19 protein-coding genes are annotated in these 24,497 nt (G+C 64.7%); 12 read left to right on the forward strand and 7 right to left on the reverse strand.

The features are described from left to right. Window positions 1-47 precede the first annotated feature (47 nt). A complete protein-coding gene (locus VGR99_RS01695; protein WP_326896562.1) occupies window positions 48-1,112 on the reverse strand; it encodes a LysM peptidoglycan-binding domain-containing protein in 1,065 nt (354 codons plus the stop codon). 198 nt (window positions 1,113-1,310) lie between these two features. On the opposite strand from VGR99_RS01695, the gene VGR99_RS01700 reads away from it, so the two are divergent. Together VGR99_RS01700 and VGR99_RS01705 are read left to right on the forward strand one after the other, a co-directional pair. After that, the gene (locus tag VGR99_RS01700; RefSeq protein ID WP_326896563.1) at window positions 1,311-2,003 is read left to right on the forward strand and encodes a hypothetical protein; all 693 of its coding nucleotides are present in this window, start codon (window positions 1,311-1,313) and stop codon (window positions 2,001-2,003) included. A 199-nt stretch (window positions 2,004-2,202) separates the two neighbouring features. After that, the gene (locus VGR99_RS01705; protein WP_326896564.1) at window positions 2,203-4,866 is read left to right on the forward strand and encodes a bifunctional diguanylate cyclase/phosphodiesterase; all 2,664 of its coding nucleotides are present in this window, start codon (window positions 2,203-2,205) and stop codon (window positions 4,864-4,866) included. 80 nt (window positions 4,867-4,946) lie between these two features. Here VGR99_RS01705 and VGR99_RS01710 read toward each other — a convergent pair whose 3' ends face one another. After that, window positions 4,947-6,395: an acetyl-CoA hydrolase/transferase family protein gene (locus VGR99_RS01710; protein ID WP_326896600.1), complete on the reverse strand. Its 1,449-nt coding sequence runs from the start codon at window positions 6,393-6,395 to the stop codon at window positions 4,947-4,949. A 180-nt stretch (window positions 6,396-6,575) separates the two neighbouring features. Between VGR99_RS01710 and VGR99_RS01715 the strand changes: the two genes are divergently transcribed. Then, a complete protein-coding gene (locus VGR99_RS01715) occupies window positions 6,576-6,836 on the forward strand; it encodes a hypothetical protein (RefSeq protein ID WP_326896565.1) in 261 nt (86 codons plus the stop codon). Between the two features lie 37 nt (window positions 6,837-6,873). On the opposite strand, the gene VGR99_RS01720 is transcribed toward VGR99_RS01715, so the two are convergent. Continuing rightward, window positions 6,874-7,764, reverse strand: coding sequence for a LysR family transcriptional regulator (locus tag VGR99_RS01720; RefSeq protein ID WP_326896566.1), 891 nt, complete (start codon window positions 7,762-7,764; stop codon window positions 6,874-6,876). Window positions 7,765-7,867: 103 nt separating this feature from the next. Here VGR99_RS01720 and VGR99_RS01725 point away from each other — a divergent pair, with 103 nt between their 5' ends. Together VGR99_RS01725 and VGR99_RS01730 are read left to right on the forward strand one after the other, a co-directional pair. Continuing rightward, the gene (locus tag VGR99_RS01725; RefSeq protein WP_326896567.1) at window positions 7,868-8,749 is read left to right on the forward strand and encodes an NmrA/HSCARG family protein; all 882 of its coding nucleotides are present in this window, start codon (window positions 7,868-7,870) and stop codon (window positions 8,747-8,749) included. Window positions 8,750-8,943: 194 nt separating this feature from the next. Beyond that, window positions 8,944-10,641, forward strand: a complete 1,698-nt coding sequence (locus VGR99_RS01730; protein WP_326896568.1) for a GMC family oxidoreductase — start codon at window positions 8,944-8,946, stop codon at window positions 10,639-10,641. A 104-nt stretch (window positions 10,642-10,745) separates the two neighbouring features. On the opposite strand, the gene VGR99_RS01735 is transcribed toward VGR99_RS01730, so the two are convergent. After that, window positions 10,746-10,868 (reverse strand): hypothetical protein, encoded by a 123-nt coding sequence (locus tag VGR99_RS01735; protein ID WP_326896569.1) that lies wholly within the window; start codon window positions 10,866-10,868, stop codon window positions 10,746-10,748. Window positions 10,869-11,156: 288 nt separating this feature from the next. Between VGR99_RS01735 and VGR99_RS01740 the strand changes: the two genes are divergently transcribed. The 3 genes from VGR99_RS01740 to VGR99_RS01750 all read left to right on the forward strand — a co-directional run bounded on the left by VGR99_RS01740 (window position 11,157) and on the right by VGR99_RS01750 (window position 13,763). Continuing rightward, window positions 11,157-11,291, forward strand: coding sequence for a hypothetical protein (locus VGR99_RS01740; protein ID WP_326896570.1), 135 nt, complete (start codon window positions 11,157-11,159; stop codon window positions 11,289-11,291). A gap of 145 nt (window positions 11,292-11,436) precedes the next feature. Then, a complete protein-coding gene (locus VGR99_RS01745; protein WP_326896571.1) occupies window positions 11,437-12,552 on the forward strand; it encodes a lactonase family protein in 1,116 nt (371 codons plus the stop codon). A 326-nt stretch (window positions 12,553-12,878) separates the two neighbouring features. Then, complete coding sequence (locus VGR99_RS01750) at window positions 12,879-13,763, forward strand: efflux RND transporter periplasmic adaptor subunit (protein WP_326896572.1); 885 nt, start codon at window positions 12,879-12,881, stop codon at window positions 13,761-13,763. Between the two features lie 252 nt (window positions 13,764-14,015). Here VGR99_RS01750 and VGR99_RS01755 read toward each other — a convergent pair whose 3' ends face one another. Continuing rightward, window positions 14,016-14,864, reverse strand: coding sequence for a caspase family protein (locus VGR99_RS01755; protein WP_326896573.1), 849 nt, complete (start codon window positions 14,862-14,864; stop codon window positions 14,016-14,018). A gap of 424 nt (window positions 14,865-15,288) precedes the next feature. On the opposite strand from VGR99_RS01755, the gene VGR99_RS01760 reads away from it, so the two are divergent. The 3 genes from VGR99_RS01760 (at window position 15,289) to VGR99_RS01770 (ending at window position 19,323) form a co-directional block, all read left to right on the forward strand. Beyond that, the gene (locus tag VGR99_RS01760; RefSeq protein WP_326896574.1) at window positions 15,289-17,019 is read left to right on the forward strand and encodes a hypothetical protein; all 1,731 of its coding nucleotides are present in this window, start codon (window positions 15,289-15,291) and stop codon (window positions 17,017-17,019) included. Between the two features lie 268 nt (window positions 17,020-17,287). Then, on the forward strand, window positions 17,288-18,028 hold the full coding sequence (locus VGR99_RS01765; RefSeq protein WP_326896575.1) for a thermonuclease family protein: 741 nt from the start codon (window positions 17,288-17,290) through the stop codon (window positions 18,026-18,028). Window positions 18,029-18,135: 107 nt separating this feature from the next. Beyond that, entirely contained in the window at window positions 18,136-19,323 is a 1,188-nt protein-coding gene (locus tag VGR99_RS01770; RefSeq protein ID WP_326896576.1) for a pyridoxal-phosphate-dependent aminotransferase family protein, read from the forward strand. Window positions 19,324-19,422: 99 nt separating this feature from the next. Here the strand turns inward: VGR99_RS01770 and VGR99_RS01775 are convergent, their stop codons facing one another. Beyond that, window positions 19,423-20,535 (reverse strand): hypothetical protein, encoded by a 1,113-nt coding sequence (locus tag VGR99_RS01775; protein ID WP_326896577.1) that lies wholly within the window; start codon window positions 20,533-20,535, stop codon window positions 19,423-19,425. Continuing rightward, a complete protein-coding gene (locus VGR99_RS01780) occupies window positions 20,535-21,971 on the reverse strand; it encodes an MBOAT family protein (protein ID WP_326896578.1) in 1,437 nt (478 codons plus the stop codon). The genes VGR99_RS01775 and VGR99_RS01780 overlap by 1 nt, the downstream gene beginning before the upstream one ends. A gap of 153 nt (window positions 21,972-22,124) precedes the next feature. Between VGR99_RS01780 and VGR99_RS01785 the strand changes: the two genes are divergently transcribed. Next, window positions 22,125-24,224, forward strand: coding sequence for a S9 family peptidase (locus VGR99_RS01785; protein WP_326896579.1), 2,100 nt, complete (start codon window positions 22,125-22,127; stop codon window positions 24,222-24,224). Window positions 24,225-24,497 lie beyond the last annotated feature (273 nt).

The raw sequence follows: 24,497 nt of genomic DNA on the forward strand, positions 1-24,497 counted from the left end.
CACAGGCAAAGCGTCACAACCCGCAGGCCGGCATGGCCGGCGCGATGTCACGGCGCCTTCTGCGGCAGCACGAAGGTCTGGCCGGGATAGATCAGGTTCGGGTTGTGGATCTTGTCGCGGTTGGCGTTGAAGATCACCGCGTAGCGATTGCCGTCGCCGTAGGCGAGGCGGCTGAGAGCCCAGAGGCTGTCGCCGCGGGAGATCACCCGGCTTCCGCCCGCCCCAGCCGGCGCCATGGTGAGTGCGTCGGCCGGGGAGGCCGATGCGACCGTGGTGGCGGCGGGCGCACGCGCCATGACGCTTGGCATGCCCCTCGGCTTCGGCGCGCCCATCATTCTCGACCGTGACCCTGACCTTTCAGGCACCGAAGCCAGGCGCGGCGTCGGCAAGGACGCCACGACATCCGACTTCTCATCCGGCTTCTCGGCCTGCTTCGACTCCTGCTTGGCGACGGGTGTTGCAACGCGCGCGGGGGGCGGCGCGGCTTCGGCGATCGTCACCGGCATGGTGCGGCTCGACTGCGTGACGGTGCCGTCCGGCGCCTTCGCGCGCAGCATCAATTCATAGGAGCCCGGGGGGAGCTGCGGCGGGGTCATGACGAACTGGCCCGACGCGTCGGCCACGACGCTGTCCAACGGCTTGCCGTCACGCAGCAGCTCGACCTTCGAACCCGGCACAGCCCGGCCCGCGATCACGGCCGCCTCGCCATGATCGTCGACGCGGGCGACGTCGAAACGCGGACCGGTGTCCGCAACTGACGGCTCCGGCTTGGCCGGCGCGATATCGGCGAGCGCTGCGACCTGCTTCTGGGTCTCGGCCAGGGCGCCCGCCTTCGGCGCGTCGGCCGGCGCCGGCGAGGCAGACGGCGCGGGTGGTGCAACCGCGGCGAGCTTCGGTTCTTCAGCCTTCGGCTCTGCTTTGGGTTCGACCTTCGATTGGGCTTTAGGCTCGGCCTTCACTTCAGGCTTTGCTTCAGGCTTGGCGACGCCCGCGACCTCGGTGCCCGCCCCGCCCGGCAGCAGACGGCGCAACTCGGTGGGACCAATCACCAGCACGGTGCCGACCAGAGCCAGCACACAGAACGCAATGAAGGCCTTGGTCGCGGTGATCATCCGAAACGAATCCTAAGTCGCAAATCAACCTTGGTAAATTGCGCCGTTTTGCCTACGGCAGCAAGACGGCCGTTGGGATGATCACCCCTCTTTGCCGCCGCGCGCCGCGGATGAACCGTCGAGGCCCCGTCCGCGTCAAATGATCGAAGCTGCAAGCCAGCGCACGTTTTCCTGTCCTTATTTTTAGGATTTTTTCCCGTGATCGCCTTTTCCCGCACCGCGCCATGGCTGGCGCTCGCCTTGACCTTCGCCTCCCCCGCGCTCGCCGCCTCCGGGCCGCCGCCGGGCTTCGTCCTCACCGACAATGCCGACCTCGCCTTCACCTCCCCCGACGGCGCCACCAGGCTCGAGCAGTATATGAAGGACAGCGACGATCTTTTCGGCGTCAAATGGCAGGTCTGGGCGCGGCGCGGCGACCAGATGACGGAGCTGAAGCCCGAGCAGGGCTATGGCGCCGGCTTCCGTTTCACCAGCGACTCGCAATGGCTGGTGCGGATGCAGAAGACCGGCTCGGGCTCGCAGGACCTCTTTCTCTATCATGTCGAGAACGGCGCCTTCACGAACGCGACCAAGAAGTCACTCAGCGATCTCGCCTGGGCCTATTTCCACGGCCGGCCCGACACGAAGAGGATGAAGCTCGACTACCACATCTCGGCCAATCTGATGAAGGGCACCGAGGATGCCTATCGCTGGCTCGGCGTCGACTGGCCCAACAACCGCTACCTCGTGATCTCGCTGTCGGGCGCGATGGACAAGCATCCCAAGAACGTCGCGGTGAAGGGATTGGCGGACTGGAAATGTCGCTATGACCTCAAGACCGGCAAGTTCGACGTGCCGGAGATGTTCGCCAAGGGCAATGCGGAGGCGTTGGAATGGGAGATCAAGCGGTAGGGGTTTCGAGGGTGGGTTAGCCGAAAGCGTAACCCATCATGCCTCCGTGCTTGGCGAACGAAGTTGGTGGATTACGCTTCGCTAAATCCACCCCACGGAACCAACTCCCTGATTCCGCTCCGATTCATATTTTCCTAACCCTTGCTGGTAACGGGCTCTTGTCGGTTTTGCTGCATCTTGCATCCCACGGGAGGGCTGTATGGGCGCATCGATCCGATGGACCGCGCGACTGCGCGCGTTGCTTCGCCGTTGGCGCGGGGCACCGCTGACATGGCTGATCGTCGGCGGCTTCGTGCTGATGGCCGCGACCGCCATCGGCACCGCACTCACCGTCGATCGCTTCCGCCAGAATGCAATCGAAAGCGGCCGCGACAGCCTTGAAAGCGCCGTCCGCCTGCTGGCCCGTCATTTCGACCGCGAGTTCGAGGACTTCGCGGTTCTGCAGAAGAGCGTCATCGCGGAACTCGAAAGCCACGGCATCACCTCCGCCGACGTATTCCGTAGCGAGATGGGCACCCTTGCGATGCACGAGGTGCTGCGCGCAAAGGCCAGCGGCTGGTCCGATGTCGCCGGCGCCAACGTGTTCGATTCCAACGGCACGCTGATCAATTCGTCGCGGCGCTGGCCGGTCGCCGACATCTCGGTCGCCGACCGTGGCTATTTCGGCCGCCTCCGGGACGATCCGGCTTCGCAGGAGGAGATCGAGGTCGTGCCGGGCCGGCTCGGCAACGGCTCCGCCATCGTGTTCGCGCGGCGCATCTCCGGCCCGCACGGCGAATTCCTCGGCATGGTCTCGCGCGCCATCGCGCCCGAACAGCTCGAATCCTTCTTTGCCTCGACCGGGCTCGGCGAGGAATCCTCGATCGCGATGCACCACCAGAACGGCCAGCTGCTCGCGCGCATCCCGCATGTCGACGAGATGATCGGGCGCAACTACCGCACCGGCTCGCCCGAGCAGGTCGCCGTGTTCGAGCGCACCTTTGTCACGACCAAGCTCGCGAGCCCGATCGACGGCAAGGACCGCATCGTCGCCTCGCGCCTTCTGACCGGCGCGCCGCTGGTCGTGGTCGCGACCCGCTCGCTGGACGCGACGCTCGCCACCTGGCGCACGCAGACGAAATTCTTCGTCACCGTCGCCGTGCTGTCGATCGGCCTTCTGGTGCTGACGCTGTTCCTGATCTTCCGCCAGATGACGCACCGGCTCTCGGTGGAGAAGCAGCGGCTCAACACCGCGATGAACACCATGACGCAGGGCCTCCTGATGTTCGACCAGGACGAGCGTCTGATCGTCTGCAATCGCCGCTACATCGAGATGTACCGCCTGTCCGGCGACATCGTGAAACCCGGCGCCTATTTCCGCGACGTGATCCAGCATCGTTACGACGCCGGCTCGTTCGAGGGCGATGTCGACGCCTATTGCGACGGCATCCTCGCCAGCGTCGACCAGACCCACAGCGCGATCGTCGAGACCGCCGACGGCCGCCTGATCGAGATCAAGAACCAGCCTGCCACCGCCGGCGGCTGGCTCGCCACCCATGACGACGTCACCGCGCGCATTCGTGCCGACGAGCGCATCGCGCATATGGCGCATTACGACGCGCTGACCGACCTGCCCAACCGCGTGCTGATGCGCAGCCATCTGGAGCGCCGCGTCACCGAGCTCGCCGAGGGCAAGCCGTTCGCCATCCTCTATATCGACGTCGACGAATTCAAGGGCGTCAACGATTCGCTCGGCCACGAGGTCGGCGACGAGCTGCTGCGACAGGTTGCCAATCGCCTGCGCGCCTGCGTCAGCGGCAACGATCTGGTTGCGCGGCTCGGCGGCGACGAATTCGCCATCATCAAGGCGGGCGCATGCGACCAGGCCGAGCTCGCGGCACTGGCGGACAACATCCTCAAGGCCCTGCGCACGCCCGTGAACTGCAAGGGCCAGGAAATCCCGACCGATGCCAGCATCGGCATCGCGATCGCGCCCGATCACGGCGACAATCTCGACGATCTGCTCAAGCGGGCGGATCTGGCAATGTACGCCGCGAAATCGGAAGGGCGCGGCACCTTCCGCATCTTCGTGCCCGAATACGACGCCAAGGCGCGGCAGCGCCGCCAGCTCGAGCTCGATCTGCGCCAGGCGCTCGCGCGCGGCGAGTTCGAGGTGCACTACCAGCCGCTGGTCGATCTCGCGGCCGACGTCGTCAACGGCTGCGAGGCGCTGCTGCGCTGGCGTCATCCGGAGCGCGGCATGGTCTCGCCCGCCGACTTCATTCCGGTCGCGGAAGACACCGGCCTGATCGGCGAGATCGGCGAATGGGTGCTGAAGCAAGCCTGTCACGAGGCCGCTTCCTGGCCGGGCAATATCCACATCGCCGTCAACGTCTCGCCGGTGCAGTTCCGGTCGCGGTCGCTGGCCCTGAAGGTGGCCGCCGCGCTCGCCGAGTCAGGCCTCGCCCCCGGGCGGCTCGAGCTCGAGATCACCGAGACCGTCCTGATCCGCGACGACGAGGAAGCGCTGACGATCCTCCAGCAGCTCCGCGACCTCGGCGTACGTATCGCGCTCGACGATTTCGGCACCGGCTATTCGTCGCTGAGCTATCTGCACCGCTTCCCGTTCGACAAGATCAAGATCGACCGCAGCTTCATCAGCGACATCGGCCAGTCCGAAGACTCTTCGCCGATCGTGCAGGCCGTGGTGCACATGGCCGCCGCCCGCCACATGGCGACGACGGCGGAAGGCGTCGAGACCGAAGCCCAGCGCGAAGTGCTGCGGCAGCTCGGATGCAGCCAGATGCAGGGCTGGCTGTTCAGCCCGGCGGTGCCGGCGGCGAAGCTGAAGCAATTGCTGTCGAAGCAGGCGGAAGCGGCTTAGCAGCGCGCGCGCTGATCGACGGGACTTGCGTCAGCGGAGATCCGGCTGCCGTCTCGATGGCGAGTATCCGGGCCCGTTCGTCAGCTCGTCGCCTTGATCAGGCGGAAGGCTTCGTCCAGAAGATGCGGCGTGTGCTTTCCGGGCGAGAGCTTGCACGCACGATCGAAATAATCCTGAAGCGCGGGCCGGAATGCTGGATGCGCCGCGTTGTTGATGATGCTTGCGGCGCGCTGCTTCGGCGACAGGCCGCGCAGGTCGGCCAGGCCGTGCTCCGTCACGATGATCTCCACGTCATGCTCGGTGTGATCGACATGGGTCACCATCGGCACGATGGCGGAGATGGAACCGCCCTTCGCGGTCGACGGCGTCATGAAGATCGAGAGATAGGCGTTGCGGGCGAAATCACCGGAACCGCCGATGCCGTTCATGATGGAGGTCCCGCGAATATGGGTGGAGTTGACGTTGCCGTAGATGTCGGCCTCGATCAGCCCGTTCATGGCGATGACGCCAAGCCGCCGGATCACCTCCGGATGGTTGGAGATTTCCTGCGTGCGCAGCACGATCTTGTTCTTGAGCCTGTCGATCTCGCTGTTGAACTGCTCCGTCGCGGCAGCGCTGAGCGACAGCGCGGTGGCGGAGGCGAGCGTCATTCGACCGGAGCGAAGCAGATTCAGCATCCCGTCCTGCAGCACCTCGGTATACGCCGTCAGCTGAGAAAATGGGCCGTCGTCGAGGCCCGCCATCACGGCATTGGCCACGTTGCCGACCCCGGACTGGATCGGCAGCAATTCCGGCGGCAGCCGGCCGCGACGAACCTCATGGCCCAGAAATTCGAGAATATGGCCGGCGATCGCCCCTGACGTCGCATCGGGTGCGGCAAAGATCGTGTCGCGGTCCGGAGCGTTGGTCTCGACCACGGCCACGACCTTTTTCGGGTCGCAGCGAAATGCGGCCTCGCCGATCCTGTCGCCGGGCGCGACGATGGGTATGGGCTTGCGGTGCGGCGGCAGCCTTGTGCCGTAATAGATGTCGTGCATGCCGTGCAGGCCCGTGCTCACCCCCGAATTGACCTCGAGAATGATGCGGTCTGCCTGATCCAGCCAGGTCTTGTTGTTGCCGACGGAGGCCGAGGGCAGCAGACTGCCGTCCGGCAGGATGGCGGCGACCTCGATCAATGCGACATCCAGATGGCCGAGAAAGCCGAACCAGGCGAACTGCGCGACATGGCTGAGATGGATGTCGATGTAATCCATCGCGCCGGAATTGATGCGCTCGCGCGTGACCGGATCGGACTGGTAGGGCAAGCGCAATTCGACGCCGTTGACCTTGGCCAGCGCACCATCCAGCTCGGGCGCGGTCGAGGCCCCGGTCCATACGCCAATCCGGAATTGTTCGTCCCGTGCATGCGCCTGCTCGATCCGGCGGGCCAACGCCCCCGGGACCGCTTTCGGATGGCCGGATCCCGTAAAGCCGCTCATCCCCACATGCGCGCCGTGCGGGACGAGCGCCGCGGCATCGTCGGCCGACATGAGTTTCGAGCGAAATGCCGGCGCGATGCGCGAACGATCAAACGACACATGAACCTCTCTGTTCGCGGAGATTCTCCACGAAATCAGCTGCCTTCGGATGATCTATATCAAACCAGATGCCGTTACGTCCCGCATCGCTTTGCATCTTGCAATCGGACGGAGCTTCCATATCTCATCGGCATGATGAAGCTCACACTCGTTCAGGACCATGCCATCCAGGCGCTCGTAGCGGGCGCCGTCGGCGCCGCAACATTCGATCGCGTCTTCGCGGGGATCCGCTTCGACGAGATCGAGGGCACGATGCTCTACGCCTTCGCCAGGAACGAGGACGTCGCATCCGACATCGAGGACAGCTACTCGCCTCTCATCGCCGCAGTCGCATCGCGGGTGCTGGGCAAGCAGGTCGACGTTGTCGTCGTGATGCCGAAGGTTTTGCAATAGGATTTGGTCTCAATAGACCGGCGTGCTGCCGCCTCACTCAGTCGGCGAATGCCGCGAGCTCCTCGGGCGCGCCCGACGGAAACGCTTCCTTGAGGCAGTCGAGGAACGCGGAGACCCGCGCGCTCAGCAACCGGCGCGATGGATAGAGCGTCCAGAGAGCGATCTCGGGCCCGTCGACATCCCCCCAATGCACAAGCCTGCCAGCCGCCAGATCGCGGCTCACCAGCGAGACCGGGAGACGCGCGGCACCGACACCCGCTCGGACGGCATCGCGAATCATGATGAGCGACGACAGTCGAAGCACTGGTTCAATCGCGATACGCTGGTGTCCGCCTGTCGTGGCCACATCCCAGCCTGACGCCACATCGCCGGCCTCGCGCACCACGGCCGGCACGGCACGATCGCCTGCATCGCGAGCGAGGGTCGGGCCTGCCACGACCACCAGCCGGTCACGCAGAAAGATTCGTCCGACCAGCGTTTCATCGGGGTCCGGATTGACGCGGATCACGAGGTCATAGCCTTCCTCGATCATATCGACGGCGCGATCTTCCGTCGTGACTTCAAGCCGGACCTGCGGATATTTCAGCGCGAACAGGGCGGCCAGCTTTCCCATGGCGGTCTGCGAGAACAGCAGCGGCACGCTGATCCGCAGCCTGCCGCGCGGCCTGTCTCCGCCGGAGGCGATGGCCGTTGCCGTCTCGTCGAGCTCGGCGAGCAGCAGCGCCGTCCGCTCGTAGAGGGCCCGCCCCTCCTGCGTCAGTTTCAGTTCGCGTGCGCCGCGCTCGAACAAGCGCAGGTCGAGGCTGCTTTCCAGCTCCGAGACCCGGCGGGACAGCGTCGCCTTCGGGCGACCGGAGGCGCGAGCGGCCCGGCCAAAGCCTCCGTGCCGGGCGACCAGATTGAAGTCAGCGAGGGCGAGCAGATCCATCTGTTCCACCGATGAGACACTAAGTCTATAATTAACGTCTATCGGCCCGAATGTGGATCACTAATTTGCGGGTGTCTTCTCATCCCAAACAGGAGTGACCCCCATGACCATCCTCGTTACCGGCGCCACCGGCCGTGTCGGCCGCCACGTTGTCCAGCAACTCGTCAAGCGCGGCGCCGACGTGCGCGTGCTGTCCCGCGATCCCGCGAAGGCCGAATTTCCGGCCGGCGTGGAGGTCGTGAAAGGCGACCTGCTCGACATCGAGCAGCTGCGCACCGCGTTCAGCGGCGTCAGTACGCTGTTCCTGCTCAATGCGGTGACGGGCGACGAATTCACCCAGGCGCTCATCACCCTGAACATCGCCCGCGAGTCGGGCGTCGATCGTCTCGTCTATCTGTCGGTGATCAACGCCGATCGATTCGTGAACGTGCCGCACTTCGCGGTGAAATCAGGCGCCGAGCGGATGATCGAGCAAATGGGCTTCAGCGCCACAATCCTGCGTCCGTCCTACTTCATCGACAATGAGCTCATGATCAAGGATGTCATCCTCAACCACGGCGTCTATCCGATGCCGATCGGCAGCAAGGGGGTCGCGATGGTCGACACGCGCGACATCGGCGAGGTCGCGGCGATCGAGTTGATCCGGCGCGAGCGCGCTCCGGGTAAGCTGCCGATAGAAACCATCAACCTGGTCGGCCCCGATACGCTGTCCGGTTCGGACGTCGCCAAGATCTGGTCGGACATCCTGAAACGTCCGGTCGCCTATGGCGGCGATGATCCCACCGGCTTCGAGCAGAATCTGGCGGGCTTCCTGCCGAAGTGGATGGCCTACGAAATGCGCCTGATGGCCGAGCGCTATGTCAGCGACGGAATGATCCCAGAGGACGGCGACGTCGCGCGCCTGACCAAGATCCTGGGCCGTGCGCCGCACTCCTACCGCAGCTTCGCGACACAGATCGTGGCGACCGCCGCGAATCCGGCCTGACGTCAGCGCCAAACACGACGATGCTTTGCGCCAACCCCGGACGTCGCCACGACGCAGCGTCCGGGGAATTCTGCGCGCGCGTGATTTCACTTGCGTCATGACGCTGCTGCAGATCGCCAGCAACGCACCGACGCGTGACCTCCCAATAAATCCACGCTACGCTCCTCCGACAAGAACAAGAGGAAGCGCCAATCGTGTACGACTACATTATCGTGGGCGGCGGCTCGGCGGGGTCCGTGCTGGCCCACCGGCTCTCCGCAAAGAGTGCCAACAAGGTCCTGCTGTGCGAAGCCGGCCAGGACACACCACCCGGCAACGAGCCGGCCGAGATCAGGGACAGCTATCCGGGCACGGCCTATTTCGATCCGCGCTTCCACTGGACCGAGCTCAAGGTCACGACGCAGGTCGTCAGCCACAACAATCCGAACGAAGCGCGTCCGCCGTTACGCAAATACGAGCAGGCGCGCGTGCTGGGCGGCGGCTCGTCGATCAACGGCCAGATGGCCAATCGCGGCGCACCGACCGATTACGACGAATGGGACGCCCGCGGCGCCGAGGGCTGGACCTGGAACGACGTGCTGCCTTTCTTCAAGAAGGTCGAACGCGATCTCGATTTCGACGGGCCGTATCACGGCAAGGACGGCAAAATTCCGGTGCGCAGAATTCCGCGCGAACATTGGACGCGGCATTCGCAGGCCTTCGCCGATGCCTTCCAGCAGGCCGGCCATCCATTCCTGCCGGACCAGAACGGCGAGTTCGTCGACGGCTTTTTTCCGGTGACGCATTCCAACCAGGCCGAGCAACGCGTCTCGGCCGCGATGGGCTATCTCGATCGCGACACGCGCAAGCGTTCGAATCTGGCGATCTCCACCGGCACGCAGGTCAGAGAGCTGCTGTTCGAAGGCACGCAATGTGTCGGCGTCAAGGCTGTCGTCGACGGGCGCGAGCAGGAATTCCGCGGGCGCGAGATCATTCTCTCGAGTGGCGCGATCCATTCGCCGGCGCATCTGCTGCGCGCCGGCATCGGCCCGGTCGGCCATCTCAAGGACATGGGCATTCCGGTCCTGATGGGATTGCCGGGCGTCGGCCAGCGGCTGATGGACCATCCCTCGATCTCGCTGTCGTCCTTTGTCCGCCGCGGCGCGCGCATGAACGAGCACACTCGGCGCCACATGCAGCTTGGTCTGCGCTATTCGTCGGGCCTGGCGGGCGTGCCGAAGGGCGACATGTTCGTCGTGCTGCTCAGCAAGTCCGCCTGGCATGCGGTCGGAGAGCAGATCGGCTCGCTGCTGACCTTCGTCAACAAGACCTATTCGGAGACCGGACAGGTCAAGCTTGCCTCGCGTGACCCCACAGCCGAGCCGATCGTCGAGTTCAACCTGCTGTCCGACCGGCGCGATCTCGAGCGCCTGATGAGCGGCTTCCGCAAGATGGCGGCGATTCAGATGAGCGACATCGTGAAGAAGGTGACGGACAAGCCGTTTCCGGCCGCCTATACCGACAAGGTCCGCAAGATCGGCGTGGTCAACACCAGGAACAGGATCCTGACCAAGATCGCCGCGACGCTGATGGACGGGCCGGCGGCGCTGCGCCACTACATGATCGACAATTTCGTCGTTGAAGGTTTCACCTTCGACCAGGTGATCAATGACGACGAGGCGCTGGAAGCCTTCGTGCGCAAGGCGACCATCGGCGTGTGGCACGCCTCCTGCTCATGCCGCATGGGCCGGGCCGACGATCCGATGGCGGTGGTGGACAACCAGGGCCGCGTCAAGGGCATCCAGGGCCTGCGCGTCGTCGACGCGTCGATCTTCCCGGTTGTGCCGTGCGCCAACACCAATTTTCCGGTGCTGATGTCGGCGGAGAAGATCGCAGCGGCGATGGTGCAGTGATTTCGTAGGCTTCGGAGGGTGGGGTTAGTACCGCGGCTGCGTGCAGCCGCGGTCTGACCGCCCCTACGAATCTCTGGCCTACGGCGCGCCAGCAAGATGCAAATTCATTTCACCTGTTTCGCCGCCTGGATCTCGACGAACTCGGCGTCGGGATGCGTGACGATGGTGGCGAACATGATGCCGCTGATGATGAGCGACCAGGCGGTGTTCCAATAAATCCAAAACACGTACCAGCCTCCGTTTCGGGCCTCCTCCGCCCGCAGGACCAAGGTAACGGCAAAGCGGGGCTGCCGTTCCCTGGCGATCCTGTGACCGGGCCCGCGATTTGAGCAGACGAAGCGTAACGCCAATCATGTTTGTCAGCGAGATCTTGCAATCGGTTTAACCGGTGTGGCGCTTTGCCACGACATCCTCATCCGATTTGCCTGTGAACGAGTTCATAGGATCGCCGTCGGTTGCAGTGCACGATGGTTGCGGCGCACCGGCGCATTCATTGGACGGACGGATCTGGCCTGATGCGGAAACGACTCGTCGCCTGGACCATTTTGACCTGCGCGGTGCTGGCCGTCGCCGTGTGGACCGTGCTCGGACCGCCGGACCACCCGGCCGGGTCGCATCTGCCCTCCCGCGACCTGACGGCGGCGCGATAAATTATTGCTTCGACACGTTTTGCAACCGATACAATTTCGGCATCGATCGATCTCAATTGGAATTTGGCGCGGTGACGCGCCTGCCGCTATCCTCTGCGACAAAATGACAATGCCGCACGGCCCAAGGACGGCCAAGGAGGAGCCCATGTTGAGACCGACACATCGCATCGCGCGCCGCGCTGCGATCACCACCACTCTCGCTTTTCTCACCCTCATTCCGGGAGTCCGCGCCGGCATGGCCGAGACCTTCGCCTATGTCGGCAATGCCGGCAGCAACGACATCAGCGTGTTCAAGCTGGCCGACAACGGCGAGATGACGCCGGTGCAGACCGCAACCTTCGCCGGCGTCGAAAAGCCCGGCGCCTCGACGCCGCTCGCGATCACGCCTGATCACCGCGTGCTGATTGCCGGCGTGCGCTCGCAGCCCTTCCTCGCCGTCAGCTTTGCGATCGACCCCAAGAGCGGCCAGCTCAGCCATATCGGCAACGGACCGCTCGCCGACAGCATGGCGAACATCGCGACCGACCGCGGCGGCAAGGTGCTGTTCAGCGCCTCCTATGGCGGTAACAAGGTCGCGCTGAATCCGCTTCAAGCCAATGGCGTCGTGGCCGAGCCGAAGCAGGTGATCCCGACCGGGCTGAACGCGCACGCCTTCCTGCCCTCGCCCGACAACCGTTTCGTGTTCGCAACCAATCTCGGCTCGGACCAAGTGCTGAGCTTTGCCTTCGATGCCGCGGCGGGCACGCTGACGCCGAGCGATCCGCCGTCGATCAAGGTGCCGGAGAAATCAGGACCGCGGCACTTCGTGTTCCACCCCAGTGGCAAGTTCGTCTATCTCATCCACGAGCTGAACGGCGACGTCGCGGCGTTCGCCTACGAAGCCAAGAGCGGCGCCTGGGACGAGATCCAGCGCACCACCGCCCTGCCCGATGGCTTCACCGGCAAACCCTGGGCCGCCGACATCCACATCACGCCGGACGGCCGCTTCCTCTATGCCTCCGAGCGCACCACCAACACGCTCACCGCCTACAAGGTCGATGCGACAAGCGGCAAGCTGACCACGATCGGCAGCGTGCCGACCGAGAAGCAGCCGCGCGGCTTCAACATCGATCCCTCCGGCCGCTACCTCGCCGCGGTCGGCGAGCTCTCCGACGGCATGACCGTCTATGCGATCGACCAGAGCAGCGGCGCGCTCGCCAAGCAGAAATCCTATCCGACCGGCAAGAAGCCGAGCTGGGTGGAGTTTTTGACCCTGCCGTGAGCTAATCCACCTCCGGAACGGTAGACTGCCGGGCGAGCCCGGCCTGCATGGTTCGAGACGCCCGCTTTGGCGGGCTCCTCACCATGAGGGTTTGATATCTCGCCGCGGATCACGACCTCATCCTGAGGGCCCGCCGAAGGCGGGCGTCTCGAAGGATGGCCGCGAGGACGGTGGGGGACGGCGAACCTTCCTCCCTCTCCCGAAGACCAATTGACCAGGCGGCATCGCGCCGCCTGCGCTGCGGCATTCTCATCCGGCCGGACCATGGCCCACCGCTAGCGCTTCTGCTATCGATGAGGCCGTCAGGGCCCCAACCGGAATGACCGATGCGTCCATTGCCTGCGCGTTCCTTTTCCCTCAAATTCGCTGCTCTCACCGGACTGCTACTGTCCGCGCCGTTCGCGCTTGCCGCCGATGACGACGCGCCCAAGGGGCCGGCGGTCACGGTGCTGAAGGTCGCAAAGTCCTGCTTCTCCGACATCGTCGAGGCCACCGGCACGATCATCGCGCGCGAGGAGACCTCGGTGCGGCCCGAACGTCCCGGTTTGAAGGTGACGGAGGTGCTGGCGGAAGCCGGCGACACCATCACGGCCGGCCAGGTGCTGGCGCGCCTTTCGCTGCCCGAAGGCGGTACGCTTCAGGTGACGGCGCCGGTCGCGGGCGTGATCGCGACGTCCACCGCGCAGATCGGCAATCTCGCCTCGGCCAAGGGCGAGGCGCTGTTCACGATCGTGGCGCGCAGCGAATACGATCTGGTCGCCCTCGTCGCCACCACCGATATGCGCAAGGTCGCGGTCGGCCAGCAGGCAACCGTGCGCATCGCCGGCGCCGGCGACATGGACGGCAAGGTGCGCCGCATCGGGCCGACGGTCGAACCGAACATCCAGCAGGGCATGGTCTATATCGGCATCTCCTCGCAGAAGCGGCTGTTGCTGAATGCGAGCGGGCGCGCGCTGATCAAGACCGGCCAGAGCTGCAACGTCGCGGTGCCGCTGACATCGGTGCAATATTCATCCGCCGGCACCGTGGTGCAGGTGATCCGTCGCAACCGCGTCGAGACCAAGCGCGTCGAGATCGGATTGATGTCGGGCGGCAATATCGAGGTCCGCGACGGCCTCAACGAAGGCGACGTCGTCGTCGCCCGCGCCGGTGCGCTATTGCGCGAAGGCGATCCGGTGCGCCCGGTGATGGCCGCGGAAGCGTCGAAGTAGCCTCTCAACAGTCATTGCGAGCGAAGCGAAGCAATCCAGAATCTCTCTGCGGAAAGATTCTGGATTGCTTCGTCGCAAGAGCTCCTCACAATGACGGTGGAGAGGCAGACGTGCCTCAGACACGTATGCCGTAGGGAGGGCAAAGCGAAGCGTGCCCACGTCGTCTATCGATATGCTCGAAAGATAAGGATCGTGGGCACGGCGCTTTGCGCCTTTGCCCACCCACCCTACAAAACCTGCGAAAGAAAAAAGCTAGCCGCCGGCCTGGTCGAACTGCACGTCCTCGAGCAGGGACGACGACACGGTCGGGACCTGGTCGCCTTCGGAGGCGCGGGAGATGGCGACGCGGGTCTTGTTGAAGACGCTTTCGGCGCTGCCCTGCGCATTGAGGTTGCCGAGCAGCTCGCTGACCAGCACGCTGTGCTCGCCCTTGCCGTCGTCGACGACCTTGCCGGGCGAGGCCGAGGAGAGGATCAGCGCATTGTCGGGCGCGCTGATCGGCGCGAGGCCGTGGCTGTAGGAACGGAAGCGGCGCTCATAGGGATTGCGGCGGGACGCGTCGACGACGACGAGCTTGGCCTTGGCGCCCTGCTCCTTCATCATGTTGAGCACGCCCTCGATGGAAATGCCCTGGCGGCGGACGTCGCTTTCCCTCCAGATCGCGGCATCGACCGGCAGCATGTAGCTCTCGCGGCCGGCCTGCACGCCGAAGCCGCCGAAGAACAGCATCACGACGGTGTCGTGCTTGATCCGCGACTTCAGGCGGTTGACGGCGCGGACCATGTCGTCCTTGGTCGCGTCTTCCACCATGTCGACGTCAAAGCCACTCTTGCGCAGGGTCGAGGACAGCGCGCGGGCGTCGTTGATCGACTGCGTCAGCGGCGCGTTGGCGTCGGGATAATGTCCATTGCCGATGACGAGGGCGAGGCGCGAGGTCTGGCCGATCGAGTCGATGACCTGGTCGGTCGAGACCGCCTTGGCGGCATCGAGCGCGCGCATGTTGAGGGCAGCGTGGGCACCGATGACGAGCGAGACCGTGCCGATGAGGGCTGCGGCCAGTGCGATCGTACGTCGGGAAATGTCGAGCTGCCTTACATTCATCTCGCTTCATTCCTGTCAGTGCCAAAGACCGGCCAAGCGCGCGCACACTGTTTGAGTAGCGCGATAGCGGCTTTAGGTTTGAGGGATTGGCCGGGGATGTGCCCCCGAATTGAGCGCAATTTGCGGCGCCGCACCAAACAAACTCTTAACCGGATATAGGCGCTCGGGCAATAGATTGCCCAAAAATTGAACTAAGTCGCTGAATATGTTGGTTAATTCTCCAAGCCCAAGATGTGGATTTTTTGCGTCCCCCGTAGCCTTCCGGGGTCTGATCATGCAGCCCTCGTGCCGGTTTTTTCCGTGACGGCCATCACATTTGTTTTTCCTGCGAATCCGGGTAGCTTTTTCAACGACTTGCAGGGGGCGGTGTGCGGAAGGGTGCGCGCTCGCCGGTCCCGGGCAAGGCCCCGCGACCAGGTATTTCATGAGCTTTCATTATTTTGCCGGCGCCGCCTGCCGGGCGCTGACGGCGCGCAAGGACGGCCCCTCGCTTTATGACGTCTGCGATCCCGTATTGTCGGGCCCCGCCAGCGGCGATCCGCATCTGGCCAAGTTCTACAAGACCGCGCTCGGCAATCCCGCATTGCGGATCCTGCTGCGCCGCGCCGGCCTGCCCGAGTTGCGCAACGAGGCGAAGCTGAGCCGGCTGCGCGCGGCACTCGCCCGCGCCCGCGACGATGCCGAGCCCGACTGGGCCGCGGTCGGCCAGCCCGTCGCCGATCTCGTCGAGAGCATCACGCTCGATCATCCAAAGCCGCCACCGGCCCTGTTCACCGGCTCCGCACCGCCGCAGGCGCAGATCGACGGCGTGATCCGCGATTGCGCGCAGCATCTGCTCGGCTCGTACCGCCGAAACGGTTTCCTGCCGACCTATGCCGCGTTCAATCTGATCGGCGATCCCGATTTTCGCGGCCGTGAGCTGATCATGGCGCTGACAGGGCTGAACGCGCGCGGCTACAAGAATTCCTCGCTGCTGTTCAACCTCGCCCGCGTCTTCATCGCGCGCTCGCCCGCGCGTGCGGTCGTCAACCCGCCCTGGCGAGGGGTTGCCGAGCCGATGTGGGAGCCTGTGCAGATCCGCCACCGCTCGGCCTATTACGATGCGTTCTTCATCGAGGCGCTGCTCAGCTTCGTCGAGACCGGGCTCGCCTCGCCGACCGACCAAATGGAGGCGGAGCGCGCGGTCGCCGACATGGTCGATTTCTGCGTCAATATCAGCCGCGAGGAGGTCGAGGGCAGCGACGGTGCGCGGTTCAACGTCATCACGGCGCTTGCGCCCGCGCCGCATCCGCGCTTCTCGCGATACTTCGCGCAGATCAAGCAGGATCTCGGCTTCGGCGTCTATGTGCCGGATTGCGACACCACGGCGTGCTCGATCTCCGCGGCGACGCAGGCCGGCTGCACCGATCCGATCATCGACCAGCCGCTGCTCGACTTCTACAGCGGCTACCAGGTGCGCGCCGGCGTCAACGAGCCGCGCGTGACCGTGCCGCTCAACGACAATATCGACTATGAGGGCGGCGTCGCGACCTGGATCGACAACCTCAAGGGCGAGCGCCCCTACGGCAACGATCTCGATCCGACCCTCAATCTCGACATTCTCGAGGTGAGCTTTCGCAATCTGGCGCGCTGGAAAATATTGGAAACACCGTCGCGGCTGGCGACCGTGCACCGGATCATCGGCTTCCAGAAGCGGCTGGCCGCCAGCGGCGCCTTCGCCAATCCGCGCTCGCACATCTATTATCTGCCGGAGCTCTACAGCGCCTATTTCGGCCGCTGCTACGCCGCCTTCCTGGCGCTGCCGCTGGCGGCGCAGGCGGTGATCGATCCCGACGGCGATTTCGATTTCATCCGCCACCGCGTGCTCTCCTACGTCAAGGGCGAGCTGATGGCCGCGGAGATGAACGCGTTCGACGCGGCGCTGGCGCTGATCGCGCTCGGCCATCTCGGCGCCGACCCGCGCGCCTTCGCGCCGGCGCTGAACGTGATTGTCGCAAGCCTTGGCGAAGGCGGCCGCCGTGGCCCGTTCCGCGCCTATGAGTGGAACAAGATGAAGACGCCGACGCGGATTCTGGTCGGCGGCCCCGAGGTGACGTCGGCCTTCGTGCTGATGGGGCTGGCGGTGGCGAAGCGGGCGATGGCCGGGCGGGGGTGAACCGGTCTCGTGGCCCGGACGCAGCGCAACGCCTCTTCGGTGGTGCGCTGCTGAGCCGGGGCCCATGTCTCCGCGAGATGTGCACGCGATTTTCTGGGTCCGGGCTCTGCGGAGCGGCGTTGCACGCCGCACCGCGTCCGGGGCACGAGCGCTGTTCGACCAATGACGGGAAGTTGAAAGCCTATCCATTAGGCATATGCTGGCCGCGAGGCCAAAAGCCGACCACAATTGCGCGCCTCTATCGATATTTCATCACACGCGGACCCGCATGTTGCGAAAATTCCTGATTGCGCTGTCACTGCTCGGCTTGTCTCAGTTCGCCTTGCCTGCACTGGCTGAAGCCGCCGACATCACCGGCACGGCCAAGGTTCGCGCCGGCGATTCCGTCGTGATCGGCAACACGCGCATCCGGCTCGGCGGCATCGACGCGCCCGCGGTCGACCAGCTCTGCCTCAACACCAAGACCGAGCGCTGGACCTGCGGCGTCGCGGCCCGCGACGAGCTCGCCAAGTATACCGAAGGCAAGAACTGGGTCTGCCATACCCGCGCGATCGACCGGCGCGGCCGCACCGTGGCGCGCTGCGAGGTCGGCGGCGAGGACATCCAGAAATGGCTGGTGCACAGCGGGTGGGCACTGGCCTACACCCGCATCTCGCGCGACTACGAGCCGGATGAGGCTGCCGCGCGCGAGGCCAAAGCCGGAATGTGGCAGGGCGCCTTCATCGCGCCCTGGGACTGGCGCGTCCGCAACAAGAAGACGCAGATCCTGGGCGCCACCAAGCCGCCGGAGGGCGCGCATGCCGTGCTGCTCGCCTCGGCCTCGGGGCCGGTCGCGCCGTCACCCGACTGCACCATCAAGGGCAACGTCAACAGCGCCGGCGAGTGCATCTATCACCAGCCGACCAGCCGCTGGTACACCCAGATCAAGATGAAGATCAGCAAGGGCACCCGCTGGTTCTGCTCGGTTGAAGAGGCAGAAGCGGCCGGATGCCGCGAGACCAAACGATAGGGGCCGTCAGGGCTGCGTTTTGGGTGCTTTTCTCGCGCCCCCGCGGCGCGTAAAAGCATGATTCAGCGACCCACCAGCCTGTCCTCCAACAACAAGGACCAACAGCAATGACCGTTCGCGCGGGCCGGGAATTTCTGGCCATCCCCGGGCCCACCACGATGCCTGACGAGGTGCTGCGGGCGATGCACCGTCCGGCGATCGACATTTACTCCCAGGAGATGCACGAGCTGACCGACACGCTGCTCGCCGACATCTCGAAACTGTTTGCCACCAAGGGCAAGTCCTACATTTACATCGCCAACGGTCATGGCGCCTGGGAAGCCGCTTTGAGCAACGTCTTGTCGCGCGGCGACAAGGTGCTGGTGCTGGAGAGCGGCCGCTTCGCGATCGGCTGGGGCAACGCGGCGGCGCTGATGGGCGCCGAGGTCGAGGTGCTCAAGGGTGACTGGCGCCGCGCCGTGCGGCCGCACGAGGTCGAGGAGCGCCTGCGCCGCGACAAGGAGCACAGCATCAAGGCCGTCGTCGTCGTCCAGGTCGACACGGCCTCCGGCGTGCAGAACGACATCGAGGCGATCGGCAAGGCGATCAAGGCGGCCGGTCACCCCGCGCTGTACATGGTCGACACCGTGGCATCGCTCGGCTGCATGCCGTTCGAGATGGACAAATGGGGCGTGGACGTTGCGATGTCCGGCTCGCAGAAGGGCCTGATGACGCCGCCCGGCCTCGGCTTCGTCTCCGCCAATGCACGCGCGCTCGAGGTGCACAAGAAGGCGGGCATGTCGACGCCCTATTGGAGCTGGAGCGAGCGCGAGGGCACCGAGAACTATCGCAAATATGCCGGCACCGCGCCGGTGCATCTGTTGTTCGCGCTGCGCAAGGCGATCGACATGCTGCACGAGGAAGGACTGGAGAATGCCTTCCGCCGCCACAGCCTGCTCGGCGAAGCCGCGCGCCGCGCGGTCTCCGCATGGTCGGAAGGCCAGGTGCTCGGCTTCAACGTCGCGGAAGCCAGCGAGCGCTCCAACACCGTGACCACGGTGACCATGAGCAACGGCCACGATCCCGCACTGCTGCAGCGCTATTGCAAGGACAAGTGCGGCGTCGTGCTCGGCACCGGCATCGGCGACCTCTCGGGCCAGGCCTTCCGGATCGCCCATATGGGTCACGTGAATGCGCCGATGCTGCTGGGTACGCTCGGCGTGATCGAGATCGCGCTGAATGCGCTGAAGATCCCGCACGGCAAGGGCGGCCTCGAGGCGGCGGTGTCGTATCTCGGTGAAGAGGTGGCGGCTTAAGAAGCCGCCGTCGTCCTCGCGAAAGTCTTGTAGCCCGGGTGAGCGAAGCGACACCCGGGACCGTTACAAGCTCCCCGCATATCGCTTCGCTTATGCGGGCTACGGCAGCGCCGAGCGTTCGACGCGATACGCTTCGACCTGCGCCTTCAGCTCATCCAGCGATGCCGTCGGCTTGCCGGGATCGACGCGATATTCCCCGCTCGCCAGCCACTGCAGCACCTTCGCATCGATCGCCGGCGAATGGTGGATGACGTCGCTGTAATTGCCGAGGTCGTGCGTCACCGCCTTGATCGCGCGGAAATCGTGCAGGCGCACGTTGGGAAGCTGCGTCAGCCGCTGCGCGATGACTGCCGTCAGATCCGCGACGATCTTCAGCGTCTCCGGCGAGGCGTCGCGCATCGCGACGAATTGCAGGATCGAATAGGGCGGGAAGTAGATGTCGAAATTCACGTCCGGGTGGCGGGTGATCAGGCCGACGGCATCCTGCTCGAAATGCCGGACCATGGCGTCATAGCCATAGCCTTCGCCAAGGAAGCGGCTGCGCGAAGGCGCGGTGATGTGGGCGAACGAAGCCAGCGTCTTCTTCGAATTGTAGTCACGGGCAACGTCGAAGTCGCGCGGCAGTGCGTAGATGTCGTCGACATCAGCCAGCGCGAACTTCACGGGCAGATAGGGCGCCGCGCGCGTCAGCGGCTCCCGCAGCGGTGGGGTGGACCGCAGCAACGCGAACAGCGACTCCTTCGCCATCGCCGCACTGAACAGATAGGACGCGATGCCTTTCGTCGTCCTGCGATAGAGATCGACGGACAGGTAGGGATCGGCCTCGATGTCCGCGGCATCGACAAAGATGAAATCGTCCATCTCCCAGATCACGCTCCTCGCGCCGCGATCGATCGCCTGCTCCAGCACGAAGGCCTGCTGGCGCGAATTGGAGCCGGTCATCGCCAGCTTGAGCGAGTGGACGCCAAGCGCGCGATCGATGTCGCTCTGGCGGAAATGGATCGCGAGCGAGGTCCCCATGAAGGCGGCGTCGAACGACCGGCTGCGAATCAATCCGGCGTTCTGCACGCGCGTGTCGTCGGAATAGTAGGCGAGGCGCGAGGGACGAAACAATTGCAGGGGATCGACGAGATAGGTGAGCAACGCTGCGCCCAGCACGCAGGCGAAGCTGGCGAGCAAGAGACGCCGGAGATGTGTGAATGCGCCGCGCATCAGAACCGGAAATAGATGAATTCGCTGTGGCTCTGGATGCCCAGAATGCCGAACGCGAGCACCAGCGACGCCGCATAAAAAACCAGCGGCCGCATGCGCCCCGCCCGCATGGCTTCGCCGACCCGGCGATTGCCGTGATCATATCCCATCAGCGCTTGCGTGTTCGGCGCCAGCCACACCAGCGCGGCGTAGATGGCAACGAGCACCATCGCTGCGATCTCCTCGCGGCCGAAGACGATGTTCGCCGGATCAGTCATGGCGTGCAGCACCCGCAGCGCCCATGTGACGCTTTCGGCGCGGAAGAACACCCAGGCGACGACAACGGCAAGGAAGGTCAGCGCGGCCCCGGCGATGCGGGCCGGGCGCGCAAGCATCAATGGGACGTCAGGCACCAGCGCGTTGAAAGCGTGATTGACGCAGAGATAGGCGCCGTGCAGCGCACCCCACACGACAAACGTCCAGGCCGCGCCGTGCCAGAGACCGCCGAGCAGCATCGTGATCAGCAAATTGACGTAGCGCAACACGCGGCCGCGCCTGTTACCCCCGAGCGGGATGTAGAGATAGTCGCGCAGGAACTGCGACAGCGTCATGTGCCAGCGGCGCCAGAAATCGACGATGCTGGTGGCCTTGTAGGGCGAGTTGAAATTGACCGGCAGGAAGATGCCGAACATCAGCGAAACCCCGATCGCCATGTCGGAATAGCCGGAGAAGTCGAAATAGAGCTGGAACGTATAGGCGAGTGCGCCGAGCCAGGCCTGGTCGAAGCTCGGCGAGCGCGCCTCGAAGGCGAGCGCGACCAGCGGCTGGATGCCGTCGGCAAGGCAGGTCTTCTTGAACAGGCCGATGGCGAAGATGATGACGCCGCACAGGATCAGATGCGGATCCGGACGCTTGGACTCCTCGTACTCGAATTGCGGGATCATGTCCTTGTGGTGGAGGATCGGCCCGGCGATCAGATGCGGGAAGTAGGTCACGAACAGCGCATAATGCGGCAGCGCATAGGCCGCGACCTGGCCGCGCCAGGCATCCACCAGGAACGCAATCTGCGTGAAGGTGTAGAAGGAGATGCCGACCGGCAGCAGGATGTGAACCGCGACATGCGTGCCGAACAGCGCGTTGATGTTCTCGGTGGCGAAGCCGGCATATTTGAAGATGCCGAGCACGAGGAGATCGCCGGCGACGCCGAACGCGAGCGCCGCCTTGCGTTGCATTGGGGCGAGTTCCGCCACGATCAGGAGGTGGCCGACGCCATAGTTGAAAGCGATCGAGAGCAGCAGCAGGGCCACGAATTGCCAGCTGCCGATCGCATAGAAGGTGATCGAGGCCAGCGCCAGCCAGATCACCGGCGTCAGATTGCTGCGCCGCCCCAGCCAGAAATAGCCGGCGAGTGTGACCGGCAGGAACAGCAGGATAAACGTATAGGAGTTGAACAGCATCAGGCTGGACCGGCGGCGGGAGTATCGCCCCTCAAAGCATAGAAGAGGCGGATCAACAACCCGGCGACTTGGCGCAGTCCTTGGCGCAGATGCGCTGGCAATTCGCAGAATCGGGACGATATAAGGTGGAACACGCAGTTGAATGAGGATCGAGTGACCCAGGCCAAGACACCTTCCCAGCCCCCCGTCGCCCCGCGCCGGCCGCATTCCTTCACGCGGCACGGGATCACCGTGACCGACGACTATGCCTGGCTGAAGGACGAGAAATGGCAGGAGGTACTGCGCGATCCCAAAGTGCTCGATCCTGACATCCGCAAATATCTGGATGAGGAGAACGTCTACACCGAGAGCCTGCTCGGCCACACTTCGGCACTGCAGAAGACGCTGGTGCGCGAGATGCGCTCCCGGATCAAGGAGGACGATTCCAGCGTGCCGTCGCCGGACGGTCCGTTCGCCTATTTCCGCCGGTTTCGCGAGGGCGGCCAGCACGAGCTGTTCGGCCGCATGCCACGCGACGGCGGCAACGAACATATCGTGCTCGACGGCGACGCGCTCGCCAAGGACCATAAGTATTTCAAGTTCGGCGGCAGCCGCCATTCGAACGATCACAAGCTGCAGGCCTGGAGCGCCGACACCAAGGGCTCCGAATATTTCTCGATCCGCGTGCGCGACTGGGCGACCGGCAAGGATCTCGACGATCTCGTCGAGGAGACCGACGGCGGCGTGGTCTGGAGCGCGGATGCCAAGTCCTTCTTCTATGTGAAGCTCGACGACAATCATCGGCCGATGCAGGTGTGGCGCCATAGGCTCGGCACCAGGCAGGCCGACGACACGCTGGTCTATGAGGAGCAGGATTCCGGCTGGTTCACCCATCTGCATGAGAGCACCAGCGGCCGCTTCTGCGTGATCGCGGGCGGCGATCACGAGACGTCGGAGCAGCGGCTGATCGACCTCGCCCATCCCGAGGCACCGCCGCGACTGGTCGCGGCGCGCGAGGAAGGCGTGCAATATTCGCTCGCCGACCGCGGCGACGAGCTGTTCATCCTCACAAATGCCGATGATGCCATCGACTTCAAGATCGTCACCGCACCGCTCAGCCAGCCCGAGCGCAAGAACTGGCGCGATTTGATCCCGTACCGTCCGGGCATCTACATCATCGACCTCGATCTCTATGCCGGCCATCTGGTGCGGCTGGAGCGCGCCAATGCGCTGCCGTCGATCGTGATCCGTGATCTGACGACGAAAGAGGAGCACGCCATCGCCTTCGACGAGGCCGCCTATTCGCTGGACACGATGGGCTCCTACGAGTTCGACACCACGAATTTGCGCTTTGCCTATTCGTCGATGACGACACCGTCGGAGGTCTATGACTACGACGTGGTCAAACGCACGCGCACCCTGCGCAAGCGCCAGGAGATTCCCTCCGGTCACAACGTCGCCGACTACGTCACCACGCGCATCATGGCGAAGGCGCATGACGGCGCCGAGGTGCCGGTCTCGATCCTCCATCGCCGCGGGCTCAAGCTCGACGGCTCGGCGCCGCTGCTGCTCTACGGTTACGGCTCCTACGGCATGGCGATGCCGGCCTCGTTCAGCGCCAACCGCCTGTCGCTGGTCGACCGCGGTTTTGTCTACGCCATCGCCCATATCCGCGGCGGCGCCGACAAGGGCTGGGGCTGGTATCTCGACGGCAAGCGCGAGAAGAAGACCAACAGCTTCGACGATTTCGCCGCCAGCGCCCGCGCGCTGATCGATGCGAAATACACCAGCGCAAAGCGCATCGTCGGCCATGGCGGCTCGGCGGGCGGCATGCTGATGGGCGCGGTCGCCAACCGCGCCGGCGAATTGTTCGCCGGGATCGTTGCCGAAGTGCCATTCGTCGACGTGCTCAACACCATGCTCGACGACACGCTGCCGCTGACGCCGCCGGAATGGCCCGAATGGGGCAATCCGATCGAGAGCGAGAAGGATTTCAAGACGATCCTGTCCTACTCGCCCTACGACAATGTCGCGACGAAGGATTATCCGGCGATTCTCGCGATGGGCGGCCTGACCGATCCGCGCGTCACCTATTGGGAGCCCGCCAAATGGATCGCACGCCTGCGCGCCACCATGAGCGGCGGCGGCCCGGTTCTGCTGCGCACCAACATGGGCGCCGGCCATGGCGGCGCATCGGGCCGGTTCGACCGGCTCGATGAAGTCGCGATCGTCTACGCGTTCGCGCTGTGGGCGGCCGGAATGGCGGAGGCGTGATTTTGTAGCCCGGATGGAGCGCAGCGAAATCCGGGGTTCGTGGAACTGGCAAGACTGTTCCCGGATTACGCTGCGCTCCATCCGGGCTACGGCCTCTCCCCGCAAGCGGTAGGGCGATCGCATATGGAAAAATGCTTGTTGCGCTCAGCACTTGCGAGGAGACTCTTTCGAGCGGCGTAGCTCGCTCTTCGCGGTTCGATTCTGTTTTGTTCTCGATCCGCTTCCGCAGCTTGTATGCGTCGCGTAGGTGCAATGCTGAACCAAGCCACGGAA

This window comes from Bradyrhizobium sp. (genome assembly GCF_035935975.1).
Classification (GTDB): domain Bacteria; phylum Pseudomonadota; class Alphaproteobacteria; order Rhizobiales; family Xanthobacteraceae; genus Bradyrhizobium.

Bases quoted from the DNA above. Each gene is read 5' to 3' on its own strand.
- VGR99_RS01760 (WP_326896574.1), top strand. From the start codon at position 15,289: ATGAGCTTTCATTATTTTGCCGGCGCCGCCTGCCGGGCGCTGACGGCG.
- VGR99_RS01715 (WP_326896565.1), top strand. From the start codon at position 6,576: ATGATGAAGCTCACACTCGTTCAGGACCATGCCATCCAGGCGCTCGTA.
- VGR99_RS01740 (WP_326896570.1), top strand. From the start codon at position 11,157: ATGCGGAAACGACTCGTCGCCTGGACCATTTTGACCTGCGCGGTGCTG.
- VGR99_RS01720 (WP_326896566.1), bottom strand. From the start codon at position 7,764: ATGGATCTGCTCGCCCTCGCTGACTTCAATCTGGTCGCCCGGCACGGA.
- VGR99_RS01770 (WP_326896576.1), top strand. From the start codon at position 18,136: ATGACCGTTCGCGCGGGCCGGGAATTTCTGGCCATCCCCGGGCCCACC.
- VGR99_RS01780 (WP_326896578.1), bottom strand. From the start codon at position 21,971: ATGCTGTTCAACTCCTATACGTTTATCCTGCTGTTCCTGCCGGTCACA.
- VGR99_RS01750 (WP_326896572.1), top strand. From the start codon at position 12,879: ATGCGTCCATTGCCTGCGCGTTCCTTTTCCCTCAAATTCGCTGCTCTC.
- VGR99_RS01705 (WP_326896564.1), top strand. From the start codon at position 2,203: ATGGGCGCATCGATCCGATGGACCGCGCGACTGCGCGCGTTGCTTCGC.
- VGR99_RS01745 (WP_326896571.1), top strand. From the start codon at position 11,437: ATGTTGAGACCGACACATCGCATCGCGCGCCGCGCTGCGATCACCACC.
- VGR99_RS01725 (WP_326896567.1), top strand. From the start codon at position 7,868: ATGACCATCCTCGTTACCGGCGCCACCGGCCGTGTCGGCCGCCACGTT.
- VGR99_RS01710 (WP_326896600.1), bottom strand. From the start codon at position 6,395: ATGTCGGCCGACGATGCCGCGGCGCTCGTCCCGCACGGCGCGCATGTG.
- VGR99_RS01775 (WP_326896577.1), bottom strand. From the start codon at position 20,535: ATGCGCGGCGCATTCACACATCTCCGGCGTCTCTTGCTCGCCAGCTTC.
- VGR99_RS01695 (WP_326896562.1), bottom strand. From the start codon at position 1,112: ATGATCACCGCGACCAAGGCCTTCATTGCGTTCTGTGTGCTGGCTCTG.
- VGR99_RS01755 (WP_326896573.1), bottom strand. From the start codon at position 14,864: ATGAATGTAAGGCAGCTCGACATTTCCCGACGTACGATCGCACTGGCC.
- VGR99_RS01765 (WP_326896575.1), top strand. From the start codon at position 17,288: ATGTTGCGAAAATTCCTGATTGCGCTGTCACTGCTCGGCTTGTCTCAG.